This window comes from Neosynechococcus sphagnicola sy1, from assembly GCF_000775285.1.
In the GTDB taxonomy this organism is placed as follows: domain Bacteria; phylum Cyanobacteriota; class Cyanobacteriia; order Neosynechococcales; family Neosynechococcaceae; genus Neosynechococcus; species Neosynechococcus sphagnicola.
The window spans coordinates 1-12,853 of the sequence record NZ_JJML01000073.1 but is presented as its reverse complement, the minus strand read 5'-3'; the positions used below and the strand labels follow the sequence as shown (position 1 = coordinate 12,853).

The following is a 12,853-nucleotide window of genomic DNA, read 5'->3' as shown; positions in this document are numbered from 1 at the left end:
GCCCTGACTGCCTTCGGGTTACTGGTGGTAGTCAGTGGTGGTGTCATCTACCTCACCATTATTGAATGGCGCGATCGCCGGCGTCGGGATCAAGAGAAGCAAGGCCGTTAACTTGTCCTGGCGCAACAAAGCCATCCATGGTGGCGAGTAATAACCAGCCCAACAGGTTCACCCGCAGATCAAATAGGGTGATGTCGAGGCTGTGAAACAGGGCGATCGCCAGAAAAGCCACCAGGTAAGTAAAGAGTAAGCGGCGATCGCGGTAGGATCCCAACTTCTGTCCCAAGTACTGGCACGCTTGAATCACCAGCCAGCCCACCAATGCAAACAGCGCCATTGCAGAGGGAATCCCGGTTTCTGCGGCCAGCATCAGGAACAAGTTGTGGGGATGTCCCAACCACAGATGCATTTGTTGCTCATAGAGGGCGGTAAAGTTGCGCAGTCCCCATCCTGTCCAGGGGCGTTGGGTTGCTAAGGTCCAGGCAAAGTGCCATTGGGTGGTTCGCAGCTGGGCCACCGGACGATCAGGATAAAGTTGATCCGTCAGCCGTGCCCAAAAGAACGCAGGAACCAGCCATCGTAACCATTGTTGCCAGGGCGATGGGGCGAAGGCAGCCCCCCAGATCGTTGCGGCGATCAAGCTGACAATCCCCAAGAGCCAGCGCCACCCTAAATAGACCCCAAAGGCCAGACAGACTAAAAGGGCGATCGCCCAGGCATTGCGAGAATTAGTAAAGATCAGCGCCATGCCATTGCCAATGCCAATCCAGACCAGTAATAACAGGCGGAGTCGCCGTCCCAGGTCATTAGTTTGGGGAGCTGCGTAGGTGTCAATCCCCAGCCCCAAGGTAAGGGTGAAGGTGATCACCAGGTAACTAGCAAACACATTGGCATAGTCAAACACCGATGACATCCGACCCGGTGGGTTCCCCGTGGCCTCCAGAGACCAGTTAATTAGCAACCCCAGGTGGATGGGGCCAGCCCAACCCCAAAATTGTTGCCCTAGACCGAGGATGACAACAGGGGCGGACGTCAACACCAGAATCCAGGTAATGCGTCGCAACGCCTCTGGGGTCTGGAGCTGGATACGAACCGCTGCAAATACCCCAATGAAGGGTAAAAAATTAAACAAGCCCAGGAAGGCATCTTGGGGATGAACGGCAAAACAGGCTGTGATCACCAGCCCAAGTCCCCAAGCGGCAAATCCCCACCAGAGGGAACGGCGTATCAAGGTGTTGTAATGTTGCTGCCAGATTAGACCCGCCGCAACGACCAGACCCACGGCTCCCAGCAGGGGACTGAACACCAGGAACCCCAATCCTCCCTGAATCCAGCTCCAGGGATCTAGGAGGCGGGTTGATAGCTTCCCTGGCATCAGGCGGGTTCAAAACAGTCAGATCGGGTCAGACGAATCTGCGCTAAGGCAAAGATTGTGGGGATGACGCGGGCATAATTGGTGGCGATCGCCCGCCAACCTAGATCTGCAAAGAACCAGGCCCACAGCGCTGGCCCTAACACAGCAAACAGACCTCGCACCGCCCCGTAGCGTGCGGCTGTCATGGTCATACTGCGCCGTGCAGTTTGCAGCGCTACCTGGTTGTGGATTTGGGCAGCCACCACTGCTCCCCCGCGAAGCGTCTCCTGAGCCACCTGATAGGTAGCACAGTGGAGGGCAAACTGACGGGCAATCTGGCGCAGAATCACCCCACGGAGAACGGAACTAACGGCCAGGGCACCCCCTCCCTTAATCAGCAACCCAATCGGGTCTTGGTGCAAACTCAGGGGCAGTTGTTGGGTGGCGGTGGACTGCATCAGGGTACCTTGAACCCGCTGGGTCAGTGCAGCTTTTTGCGATCGCGGCATGTGCTTCCAGGTACGACTGAGGAGATTTAGAAAAATCTCGGCTTCCAAGTCAGTGGTTGACAATACTTCCGAGTAGACAATCTTGAGATATCGGCAAACCTGGATCAACGCTTGACGATAGGTAATCTGACCTGCTTTGCCCCGCAACACCGTCACCCCATCGGCAGCCAAGAAGCGAAATCGCTGCTCCAGCGCCGTTAACCAGGACTCCCGGTCTTGACTTTGTACCACAATCGGCTCGGGAACCTGGAGGTAGTCCAGGGGATTAAAGCGGCGACTGAAGAGTACGGTTGTCAATTCTTGCAACTCTTCCTCTGTAGCCAACTCAAGGGCGGCTCTCAGTTCATCCACAAATGCCATCCTCCCCAACTGGAGATTTTTATCTACTGTTCGCTATTCTACTATTGTCAAATTATGATCTATGTCCCAGCCAAGCTGCCATTGAGCGATCGCGATTCTATAACCTCCGTTCCCACTCCCCATTTAATAAAAACAACCACACCAATGCCGATCATCTGCTGTGGCGACTGGTGTGGCGGTAATCATATTGCTGCTGCTCTAATTTCTGGCTTGGCCGTTGCCAAGACCTTAGGCTATTAACCTCAGAGCTCTTGAGATTGGAGGACATTCTCTTGAGATTGGAGAACATTCAAGATCACTGGATTAAGCAACGCTTAGAGACCAGCAGCGCCAGTATCCTTATCACTGTTCTCGTTCTGCTCCATCTCGGAGTCTTCGGCTCGGTTATCTGGCCCCATCCGTCTCCTGCCGAAGCGGGAGGTATTGGTTCGTTTGCGAAACTTGCGGGCGTAGGCTTGGTTACGAAGGGCTTTTTCGTTTTTTTGGTTGCGGCGTTTAGCCATGTTTACCTCAAGCGAAACGATGGGCTGGACAATAATGAGAGCGGAAAAATTCTCTCCAACAGCCTGGGATTCAGAAAACGCTCAGAAGAAACATCTTAACATACCAACTCAACCAGGGAAAAGCGGATGAGGAAAGTTGATCGCCTTGCCTACAGGCAATTCTGCCCTCAATTTGATAGGCTAGCTGAAATAGCTCAGTAGTCTTGGAAGTGGAAGCGTGGACATTCAAATTGGGCGCGGCAAAACCGCTCGCAGAGCATATGGAATTGATGAAATTGCGCTAGTTCCTGGACTCCGCACCCTGGATCCAAGTCTGGCAGACACCCAGTGGCGTTTGGGAAATCTGGAAAGAGAAATTCCGATTATTGCCAGTGCGATGGACGGTGTCGTAGACGTCACCATGGCCGTGCAGCTATCCCAGCTGGGAGCTTTAGGGGTTTTGAATTTGGAAGGGATTCAAACCCGCTATGCGAACCCTCGCCCGATACTGGATCAAATTGTCTCCGTTGGCCCCAGTGAATTTGTGCCCTTGATGCAAAGACTCTACGCTCAACCGATTCAACCGCAACTGATCACGCAGCGGATTCGCGAAATCAAGGATCAAGGAGGAATTGCTGCGGTGAGCGCCACCCCCGTCGGAGCCACCAAGTATGGCCAGGTGGTGGTCGAAGCGGGTGCAGATCTGTTTTTTGTTCAGGCAACGGTGGTGTCTACCGCCCATCTCTCGCCGGAGTCGGTGGTTCCCCTTGACCTGGCCCAGTTTTGCCAAGAGATGCCCATCCCCGTTGTCTTGGGTAACTGTGTCACCTACGAAGTTGCCCTCAACTTGATGAAAGCCGGAGGTGCTGGGGTGCTGGTGGGGATTGGCCCCGGAGCTGCCTGCACCTCTCGGGGTGTCTTAGGGGTTGGGGTTCCGCAAGTCAGTGCGATCGCCGATTGTGCTGCGGCACGGGATGAGTATTACCGAGAATCCGGGCAGTATGTGCCGATCATTGCCGATGGCGGACTGATCACCGGGGGCGATATCTGTAAATGTATCGCCTGTGGCGCGGATGCTGTGATGATTGGTTCCCCGTTTGCGCGGGCTCAGGAAGCCCCCGGTCGGGGCTATCACTGGGGCATGGCAACCCCTAGCCCCGTCCTCCCCCGTGGCACCCGGATTCGAGTCGGTACCACTGGCACCTTGGAGCAAATTCTGCGGGGGCCAGCCCAATTAGATGATGGCACCCATAACTTTCTGGGAGCACTCCGAACCAGTATGGGCACTCTGGGAGCCAAAAACCTCCAGGAAATGCAACAGGTAGACATTGTCATCGCCCCGTCGTTACTGACAGAAGGCAAGGTCTACCAGAAGGCACAACAACTGGGCATGGGCAAATAGCCACAGGCTCGATCCGGCTGGCAGCAATCGATGGCAGGAGGTTGAAGCACCAACAGATATCCCTCCCTGTTGTGGGATATCTATCTCTAATTGCAGCTATTGTCTCGGACAATTGTTCAGAGACTGTCCGCAACCTATGGGTTTCTGCTAGCAGCTGTGCTGGCTGATTTCAGGTACTGAATAAACTCACCGGATTTTGTCAGCAAAGTTCAAGTTCATACATTTGGAGGTAGTCCTGCTGATTTTTTTAAGGGTGTCTCTGATATTGATACCTAGGCTATTTAGCAACTGAAATGCCCCTTGGCAGGACTGAATTACCTCAACATTTGCCTCCCCAGCAACGGATACAGAAATCTTTAAGGTGACTTTTCAGGCATTCCCATCCATGGGTTGCTCACAATTTTCTGGGGGGCACTTACAATAGAAGTGGCGGAGACAAAATGTTTCCGTTCACTCCTCACACCACACTCCGCCCCAGCGATCGCTGGGGCGGTTTCTTATTGAAACGCGATTCTCAAGATCCAGAGAATCATCCTGGATCTTCAAGAGAAGACACCCCCAATGGTTCGAGGATTGTGTCTAAATGTATCGTCTTCTCAGCAAGAGGGCTGTGTTTTCGCTATGTTAGAATCTTGGAAAACGATAGTGGCAAGGATCTCTAGGCATGTCAGTAGCCGCACAAGTTACAGACTCTACGTTTAAGCAAGAAGTACTTGAAAGTGAAATTCCTGTTTTAGTTGATTTTTGGGCTCCTTGGTGTGGTCCCTGCCGAATGGTAGCACCTGTTGTGGATGAAATCGCCCAACAGTATGACGGTCAAGTAAAAGTTGTGAAAGTTAATACAGATGACAACCCTAGCGTTGCTAGTCAGTATGGTATTCGTAGTATTCCGACCCTGATGATCTTCAAAGGGGGCCAGCGGGTGGACATGGTCGTGGGTGCTGTCCCCAAGAGTACATTGGCTAGTACGTTGGAGAAGTATCTTTGAGACATCTGTCTCCCGGCTCGAATTTGTTATGCCAGGTTCTGTGATTCGCCCAGGTTCATCCCCTGGGCGAATCTATTTTGGGTGCCATAATGCCTCTGGAGCAGCGCCGCCAACAACCCTCGCTTCCCCAAACCGGAATAAACCGCTACCGGGGATAGGACTCCCCCAATCTGAGTAGAATTGAAATCTTGATCCTTGTGGGTACTCATGGTTAGCTCCTTTCCCCCCACGGCTGCTGATTTTTTCCAGGAAGATATCGAAATGCTGCTGGAACAGCTGGCTTCTTTACCCCATGGAGACCTGGTGCGGCAGGCACTCGGCACGATCGCTCGGATTGCCAGAGCTGAGATTGATCGCCTGGATTGGAAAATTTTAAATGCCTGTCTCCAAGATATGGAGGGAGCCTTCCAAGCCTTCTATCCCTACCGGCACATTCGGAAGATCGCCATTTTCGGTTCCGCGCGCATTGAGCCAGAGACCCCCGAATATCAATTAGCTGCTGAGTTTGCCCATTACGCGACCCAGCAAGGTTTTATGGTGATGACGGGGGCAGGGGGTGGCATTATGCAGGCAGCAAATCACGGAGCTGGCCCCGGCAATTCCTTTGGTCTCAGCATTCAGCTCCCCTATGAACCGGATGCCAATCCTTATATTCGAGATGATCCCAAGCTAATTGCCTTCAAATATTTCTTTACCCGTAAGCTGTTCTTTCTCCGGGAATCCGATGCTTTAGTTCTATTTCCCGGTGGGTTTGGCACCCAAGATGAAGCCTTTGAATGTCTGACCCTGAGTCAAAGTGGGAAGTCAGCACCGGTGCCCTTGGTGCTGGTGGATCGACCCGGAGGTACCTATTGGCAGGGTTGGAACGCCTATATCCACGAGCATTTACTCGCCCGTAAGCTCATCAGTCCCGCAGACATGAGTCTTTACACCCTGACGGATGACTTAGCCGTCGCCTGCGGTGCAATTACGAATTTTTATCGGCTCTATCATTCCAGTCGCTACGTGGGCGATCAACTGGTGATTCGCCTGAAATCAGAGCTGCCGGATGCGGCGGTGGATCAGTTAAATCAGGACTTTGGAGATATTCTGCTGCAAGGTCGAATTGAAAAAAGTGTGGCTCTACCCCAGGAATCGCGAGATGAAACTACGGATTTGCCCCGACTGATTTTATCCTTCGACCAGCGCAGCCTCGGTCGTTTATACCAATTGATTGCCGCCATTAATCGGTTGGCCATCCCCTCAGCGGATGTCTGCCAACACCCAGAACTTAAATGAGCGTCCAGTGATGACAGACCCAGATGAGTGAAAGTACCATTCGTCCAGCCTTAATAACGGCGATCTTACCAGGGTCGATCGCCGCTGAAGTTGGCTTTGAGGTGGGCGATCGCCTGGTGAGCATTAATCAACAACAGCCCCGAGACTTGATTGACTACCAGTTTTTGTGTGCCGATGAGGTACTGGATCTGGAGGTATTAGATGCCGCTGGTCATCTCCATCACCTGCAATTGGAGAAGGACTATGATGCCGATCTGGGTCTAGAGTTTGAATCTGCCCTGTTTGATGGCCTGATCCAGTGCAACAATCACTGTCCCTTTTGCTTTATTGACCAGCAGCCCCCTGGGAAACGTCAAACCCTTTACCTGAAGGATGATGATTATCGCCTGAGTTTTCTTTATGGTTCCTACCTCACCCTCACCAACCTCTCCCCGCGAGAGTGGCAGCGAATTGCCCAAATGCGCCTGTCGCCGCTGTATGTCTCGGTGCATGCGACGGAGCCAGCGGTGCGATCGCGGCTGCTGAAGAATCCTCGGGCTGGACAAATTTTGGAGCAACTGCGCTGGTTCCAAGCCCAGCGATTGCAGATTCATGCCCAGGTGGTGCTCTGTCCTGGGATCAATGATGGTAAACATTTACAGCAGACCCTCTTGGACTTAGCCCAGTTTTATACCGCCGATCTGCCAACCGTTGCTTCCGTTGCCGTGGTTCCTGTGGGATTAACCCGGTTTCGCCCGGAGGTTGATGAGCTTGTCCCCGTAACCCCCGCTGAAGCCAAGGCGGTGATTCAACAGGTGCGATCGCTACAACAGCAGTTTCAGCAGCAACTCGGCACCCTGTTTGCCTGGTTAGCCGATGAATGGTTTCTGATTGCTGGCGAAGCGCTACCCCCAGAAAGCCATTACGAAGACTATCCCCAAATTGGCAATGGTGTCGGCTCAATTCGCCAGTTTCTCAAGCAATTTCAGGCCGTTGCCCCAACCCTGCCAGCGGCGATCTCGCCTCCCCGGCGATTGACCTGGGTCGTGGGCAATGCGGTGGAACAGGCGTTTCAACCCATCCTCGAACGGTTGAATCAAGTCAAAGGGTTAACGGTAGAATTAGCAGCTCTCCGCAGTGATTATTGGGGACAATCGATCACCGTCACCGGACTGTTGACCGGCCATGATTTACAGTTGGGCTTACAGGGGCGGAATCTGGGGCAGGGGATTCTCCTGCCGGCTCTGATGTTGAAAGCAGGGGATACTTGCTTTCTGGATGATCTGACGGTTGAACAGTTAAGCCGGGACTTAGCAACGCCCATCTGGCCGTTGACCGATGTCGCGGCGCTGGTACAAGCCTGTATTCAACCCTTAACCTAAAAACTGCAAGGATCTGACTGTGGTTGTTGCCATTGAAACACTGTTAACTCCCGATATTGCGCGCCCTGCTCGCTACTTGGGCAATGAATTGGGAGCAGCTCACAAACCCTGGGACACCGCAACGGTGCGGTGGACACTGACCTATCCAGAAATTTACGAGGTGGGGGCCTCTAACCTGGGGCATCAGATTCTCTACAAAATTCTCAACACCCAACCCCGCCAACTCTGCGATCGCGCCTACCTTCCGGCTGCTGATCTCATTGCCAAACTCCGGGCGACCCAAACCCCGTTATTTGCCGTTGAATCCCGTCGCCCCTTGACCGACTTCGACATCGTGGGTTTCAGCTTGAGCTATGAGCTGGGAGCCACAAATATTCTGGAAACCCTGGATCTGGCAGGCATTCCCCTCACCTGGCAGCAGCGGGCAACAGCGGCGTGGAGCAGTGAGACGGCATCCCAACCCCACTATCCCTTGGTGTTTGCGGGGGGGGCAGACAGCGACCTCGAATCCAGAACCCTATGCAGACTTTTTTGACTTTATTGCCCTCGGTGACGGCGAAGAACTGTTGCCCGAAATTGGTCTGGTTCTGGAATTGGGTCAGGCATCCGGGTTAAGTCGAGAGGCGCTGTTACTCGATCTCGCTCAGGTACCGGGGGTCTATGTACCGCAGTTCTATACCATGGCCGCAGATGGTTCTGTGCACCCACACCGTGCTGATGTCCCCCAACGGGTATTACGACGAGTTGCCACTCCAATCCCCGCCTACTCCGTGGGGTTGGTACCCTATGTGGAGACGGTGCATGATCGGTTGGTGATTGAAGTCCGTCGCGGTTGTACCCGAGGTTGTCGCTTCTGTCAACCAGGGATGCTCACCCGCCCCGCTCGGGATGTGGAACCAGAACAGGTGATTGCTGCCGTTGAGCAGGGGTTAGAGGCCACGGGATATGATGAGCTGTCGCTGCTGTCCTTAAGTTGCTCCGACTATTTGGCCCTGCCAGCGGTGGGGATCGAGCTGAGAAATCGGTTGCGGGAGGAGAAAATTTCCCTCTCCCTGCCCAGTCAGCGGGTGGATCGGTTTGATGAAAATATTGCCCAGATGCTGGGGGGCAACCGCCAAGCGGGGCTAACCTTTGCCCCCGAGGCTGGCACCCAACGACTCCGGGATATTGTCAATAAAGGCTTGAGTAACGAGGAACTGCTGCGGGGGGTGAAAACAGCCTATGAACAGGGTTGGGATCGCATCAAACTCTACTTTATGATTGGCCTCCCCGGAGAAACCGATACCGATGTCGTTGGGATTGCCGAAACGGTGCGCTGGCTCCAGCAGGAATGCAGCCAACGGGGTCGTAAGCCCTTGAGTTTTAACCTCACTATTTCTAATTTCACCCCCAAACCCCATACCCCGTTTCAGTGGCACTCCGTTTCCACGACGGAGTTTAAGCGCAAACAAAACTTACTGCGTCAAGAGTTTCGCTACCTGCGGGGTCTGAAAGTTAATTTCACCGATGTCCGGATTTCGGCGATGGAGGATTTTGTCGGTCGGGGCGATCGCCGTCTGGGTACCGTAGTGCAGCGAGCCTGGGAACTCGGTGCTGGCATGGATTCCTGGTGGGAGAGCACTGATCGCGCCTTTGCTGCTTGGACCCAGGCAATCGCAGAGTCGGGACTCACCTGGAAGTACCGTCTGGTTGAACAGGGGGAATGGAATCTCTTCCCGTCCCCTGGAGCTGAGATGACATCAGGCCCTCCCCCCTTGGATGCCCCGCTACCGTGGGATCATCTGGATACTGGCATTGATAAACAATGGCTCCAGGCTGACCTAGAGCGGGCTTTGGCAGCAGCCATCGTCCCGGACTGCTCCTTTGACGGTTGCTCCCATTGCGGGGTTTGTGGGTCTGACTTTGGGCACAACATTGTTATTGCACCGCCTCCCATCCCTGCTTTTTTAGGGAGTTCTGCCATAGAACCCCAGCGGGTGCAGCGCTTGCGGGTGTGGTTTGGGAAACAGGGGGATATGGCGTTGGTGGGTCACTTAGATCTCTTGCGCCTCTTTGACCGCGCCCTGCGGCGAGCCAAGCTCCCCATCGGCTTTAGCAACGGCTTTCATCCCACCCCACGGCTGGCCTTTGCCAGCGCCCTGCCCCTAGGAGCCACCAGCTCCGGTGAATTGGTGGATTTTGAACTCACGACCGCCATGCCCCCAGAAATATTTCAAACTCAGTTGGCAGCGCAACTTCCGGCGGAGATTCCCCTATATCACACTGCCGTTGTGGACTTGAAAGCGCCAGCAGCCACCCAACTATTGACCCAGGCCGAGTACGAGATTACGGTGAGGGTGCAACCCCCAACCGACGGAGAGACATCGCCAGCCGAGTGGCAACCATGGGTCAATGCCATCCTGACTGTCACGGAGGTTTGGATCGATCACATAACCAAATCGGGGAAGCCGCAGGCCATTAACCTCCGCGATCGCCTATTTACTCTGGAAGTGGTTGAAGGTATGGCTGAAACCGCAGTGCTGCAGTATGTCGGTAGTTGTCGCAACGATGGCACCCTATTCCGACCCGAGCATCTGATCACGATGTTGGAGCGGGTTTCTCAACGAGAATTTCAGCTCCATCAGGTGCATCGCCGTCAATTATTACTGGCTGAAACCGTCGCCTTAGGGACTGAAGGCGCTCCCACCTCAGGGACAGAGCCAGTCTAGAGGTTGCCGTGAGAACAGTGGCGCAACTCCCATTGCGCGCTATAATGCTTCACATAAAGGAGCGATCGCAGATCAAGTGCCTCAGGGTTGCTGCTGAGTGAACCAGCACTGAATGCTGAGTGTAACTGCCTTCTGCCTGCTATTTTGTTCATTTTTGTGTAAGACTTCAGCGCCGAGTTCGGATGAGCGCTTGACTGCTCAAGACTAGCTCTTGATGATGGCTAGTTCTACGGCTTCTTCCTATCCAACCATTCTGAAGGTGCTGGACTCTGATTCAATCAGGGCGATGATTCCATAGGTTTTTCTCAGTGAACTTAACAGCTCAACGCCAGGTAGAACTGAGGCCAGTGACAGCGCAAAACGCACAGGAATTGTGTCCTGTTCGCTGCAAATTTTTGAGGAAATTGAATGTCGAAGCAAATTATTATCGCTGAGCAACATCGCATTGCTGCCGTCTTTTCAGAAGATCAAATCCAGGAACTCGTTGTCGCCAAGGGAAGCCATCAAATCAGCGATATTTACTACGGAATTGTAGAAAATGTCTTACCAGGGATTGATGCTGCCTTCGTCAACATTGGCGATAGTGAACGCAACGGTTTTATCCATGTCTCGGATTTAGGCCCGCTCCGCCTCAAGCGTACCGGAGCGATTACCGAACTCCTGGCACCGCAACAAAAGGTGCTGGTGCAGGTGATGAAAGAACCCACCGGCAACAAGGGTCCCCGTCTCACGGGGGATATTTCCCTTCCCGGTCGTTATTTAGTCTTGATGCCCTATGGGCGGGGGGTGAATCTCTCGAGGCGGATTCGCAACGAAAATGAACGCAATCGCCTGCGAGCCTTGGCAATTTTGATTAAACCCGCGGGCATGGGGTTGGTGGTGCGAACGGAAGCCGAAGGTATGGCGGAAGAAGCCATTATTGAAGATTTAGAAACCCTGCAACGGCAGTGGGAAAACATTCTCCAAGAAGCCAGTTCCACCCGGGCACCAGCGCTATTGAATCGAGATGACGACTTTATTCAACGGGTGCTGCGAGACACCTACAACGCCGATGTTAATCGCATTGTGGTAGATTCCTCCACAGGGGTAAGGCGGGTCAAACAGCATTTAATGAGTTGGAGTGGTGGTAAGGCTCCCCAGGGTGTGTTAGTCGATCACCATAAGGAGCGTGGTTCGGTTCTGGAGTACTTCCGGGTGAACGCTGCCATTCGTGAGGCCTTAAAACCCCGTGTTGATCTACCGTCGGGGGGGTACATCATTATTGAAACCACGGAAGCATTGACGGTGGTCGATGTCAACTCTGGTTCCTTCACCCGTTCGGCAACGGCACGGGAGACGGTTTTATGGACAAACTTCGAAGCTGCCACTGAAATTGCCCGTCAGCTGCGATTGCGAAATGTTGCCGGGGTAATCATTGTAGACTTCATCGACATGGACACCCGTCGTGATCAACTGCAACTCTTGGAACACTTTAACAAGGCGCTCAAGACCGATAAGTCCCGACCTCAAATTGCCCAGCTCACAGAATTAGGCTTGGTCGAACTCACCCGCAAGCGCCAGGGTCAAAATATCTATGAATTATTTGGTCGTACTTGCCCAGCCTGTAACGGCCTAGGGCATTTGGTGCATTTGCCCGGTAGCGGACATGGGAGTGAAAGCGATCGCGACTCTCTCGGTAGCGATGCCTTTGAGTCGGGGAGTGATGCTGAGTTTCGGGCTCCGGAAGGAGAACCCCCTGAGAGAAAGCAGTAGTCGTGCCCGAGCCCGTGCCACCGCAACGTCGCGAGATGTGCGCGATCTCCGCAGCTTAGATCGGGGACGACTGCACCTGCCGGATCCTGCTGAATCGGCTCCCAATTTAGAAGGGCGAGGAGAGGGGAGTGACCTAGATACTGACTTTGATGGCTTAGAACCCGAACTGTTAAACCATCCCAGTTATCAAGAGCGGGGTGGAGGTGGCAATAACCGTCGCCGTCGCCGTCGCCGTCCCCTGGGCAGCGAGACAGGGAAGCCGCAACTATCGGAGGGGAGAGAGTCACTGCCCACGGTGGGGCGATCCCCCATTGAGAGTCCCAGTCGAGAGCGCAGTTATCCCAAGGAATCGGTGACACCTCGGGGTGCTTCCTGGGAAGAGCCGGAGCGAGAGGGGGTTCCAGAACTCACCCCCCCGCCGGACGATCTCATCCCGACGAAAAAGGGGCGTTCCGAGCGACACCGGACAACCCGGCGATCGCTGGATAGCACGGGCAATGAAGCAAGAACACCGGAGCCTACCAGACCCCCAGGGGAACGGGAGCCTCGGGAAGTAATTGCAGTAGAGATGACCGCAGAAGAGCAAGAAGTTTATGCCTGGATGGGCATCTCGCCCCTGGTACTCCTGAATCGGGAAGTGAAGAACCCCCGATCCGTGG

9 protein-coding genes and 2 pseudogenes are annotated in these 12,853 nt (G+C 54.0%); 7 read left to right on the top strand and 4 right to left on the bottom strand.

From position 1 onward, the window contains the following. Positions 1 to 58 precede the first annotated feature (58 nt). A complete protein-coding gene (locus DO97_RS19355; protein ID WP_072016516.1) occupies positions 59 to 1,375 on the bottom strand; it encodes an O-antigen ligase family protein in 1,317 nt (438 codons plus the stop codon). Beyond that, the gene (locus tag DO97_RS19350) at positions 1,375 to 2,214 is read right to left on the bottom strand and encodes a YaaW family protein (RefSeq protein ID WP_036536682.1); all 840 of its coding nucleotides are present in this window, start codon (positions 2,212 to 2,214) and stop codon (positions 1,375 to 1,377) included. Before DO97_RS19350 ends, DO97_RS19355 begins: the two co-directional genes overlap by 1 nt. A gap of 2 nt (positions 2,215 to 2,216) precedes the next feature. Between DO97_RS19350 and DO97_RS24200 the strand changes: the two genes are divergently transcribed. Next, positions 2,217 to 2,405 carry a hypothetical protein gene (locus tag DO97_RS24200; RefSeq protein ID WP_156120681.1) on the top strand — a complete coding sequence of 63 codons (189 nt, stop codon included), beginning with the start codon at positions 2,217 to 2,219 and terminating at the stop codon, positions 2,403 to 2,405. Positions 2,406 to 2,537: 132 nt separating this feature from the next. On the opposite strand, the gene DO97_RS22680 is transcribed toward DO97_RS24200, so the two are convergent. Then, a complete protein-coding gene (locus DO97_RS22680; RefSeq protein ID WP_072016515.1) occupies positions 2,538 to 2,726 on the bottom strand; it encodes a hypothetical protein in 189 nt (62 codons plus the stop codon). 217 nt (positions 2,727 to 2,943) lie between these two features. Between DO97_RS22680 and DO97_RS19340 the strand changes: the two genes are divergently transcribed. Further along, complete coding sequence (locus tag DO97_RS19340; protein ID WP_036536656.1) at positions 2,944 to 4,107, top strand: GuaB3 family IMP dehydrogenase-related protein; 1,164 nt, start codon at positions 2,944 to 2,946, stop codon at positions 4,105 to 4,107. A gap of 664 nt (positions 4,108 to 4,771) precedes the next feature. Continuing rightward, the gene (trxA, locus tag DO97_RS19335) at positions 4,772 to 5,095 is read left to right on the top strand and encodes a thioredoxin (RefSeq protein ID WP_036536655.1); all 324 of its coding nucleotides are present in this window, start codon (positions 4,772 to 4,774) and stop codon (positions 5,093 to 5,095) included. A 26-nt stretch (positions 5,096 to 5,121) separates the two neighbouring features. On the opposite strand, the gene DO97_RS19330 is transcribed toward trxA, so the two are convergent. Continuing rightward, positions 5,122 to 5,304 carry a hypothetical protein gene (locus DO97_RS19330; protein ID WP_036536652.1) on the bottom strand — a complete coding sequence of 61 codons (183 nt, stop codon included), beginning with the start codon at positions 5,302 to 5,304 and terminating at the stop codon, positions 5,122 to 5,124. Between DO97_RS19330 and DO97_RS19325 the strand changes: the two genes are divergently transcribed. From DO97_RS19325 to rne, 4 genes and pseudogenes are all read left to right on the top strand, one after another. Then, positions 5,303 to 6,373 carry an LOG family protein gene (locus DO97_RS19325; protein ID WP_036536650.1) on the top strand — a complete coding sequence of 357 codons (1,071 nt, stop codon included), beginning with the start codon at positions 5,303 to 5,305 and terminating at the stop codon, positions 6,371 to 6,373. The genes DO97_RS19330 and DO97_RS19325 overlap by 2 nt on opposite strands. A gap of 23 nt (positions 6,374 to 6,396) precedes the next feature. Further along, positions 6,397 to 7,734 carry a TIGR03279 family radical SAM protein gene (locus DO97_RS19320; protein ID WP_036536648.1) on the top strand — a complete coding sequence of 446 codons (1,338 nt, stop codon included), beginning with the start codon at positions 6,397 to 6,399 and terminating at the stop codon, positions 7,732 to 7,734. A gap of 19 nt (positions 7,735 to 7,753) precedes the next feature. Beyond that, positions 7,754 to 10,442: pseudogene (locus DO97_RS19315) on the top strand (TIGR03960 family B12-binding radical SAM protein). Positions 10,443 to 10,850: 408 nt separating this feature from the next. Continuing rightward, positions 10,851 to 12,853, top strand: a pseudogene (rne, locus tag DO97_RS21615) (ribonuclease E); the annotation flags it as partial.

Bases quoted from the DNA above. Each gene is read 5' to 3' on its own strand.
- DO97_RS19355 (WP_072016516.1), bottom strand. From the start codon at position 1,375: ATGCCAGGGAAGCTATCAACCCGCCTCCTAGATCCCTGGAGCTGGATT.
- DO97_RS24200 (WP_156120681.1), top strand. From the start codon at position 2,217: ATGCCATCCTCCCCAACTGGAGATTTTTATCTACTGTTCGCTATTCTA.
- DO97_RS22680 (WP_072016515.1), bottom strand. From the start codon at position 2,726: ATGGCTAAACGCCGCAACCAAAAAAACGAAAAAGCCCTTCGTAACCAA.
- trxA (WP_036536655.1), top strand. From the start codon at position 4,772: ATGTCAGTAGCCGCACAAGTTACAGACTCTACGTTTAAGCAAGAAGTA.
- DO97_RS19325 (WP_036536650.1), top strand. From the start codon at position 5,303: ATGGTTAGCTCCTTTCCCCCCACGGCTGCTGATTTTTTCCAGGAAGAT.
- DO97_RS19330 (WP_036536652.1), bottom strand. From the start codon at position 5,304: ATGAGTACCCACAAGGATCAAGATTTCAATTCTACTCAGATTGGGGGA.
- DO97_RS19320 (WP_036536648.1), top strand. From the start codon at position 6,397: ATGAGTGAAAGTACCATTCGTCCAGCCTTAATAACGGCGATCTTACCA.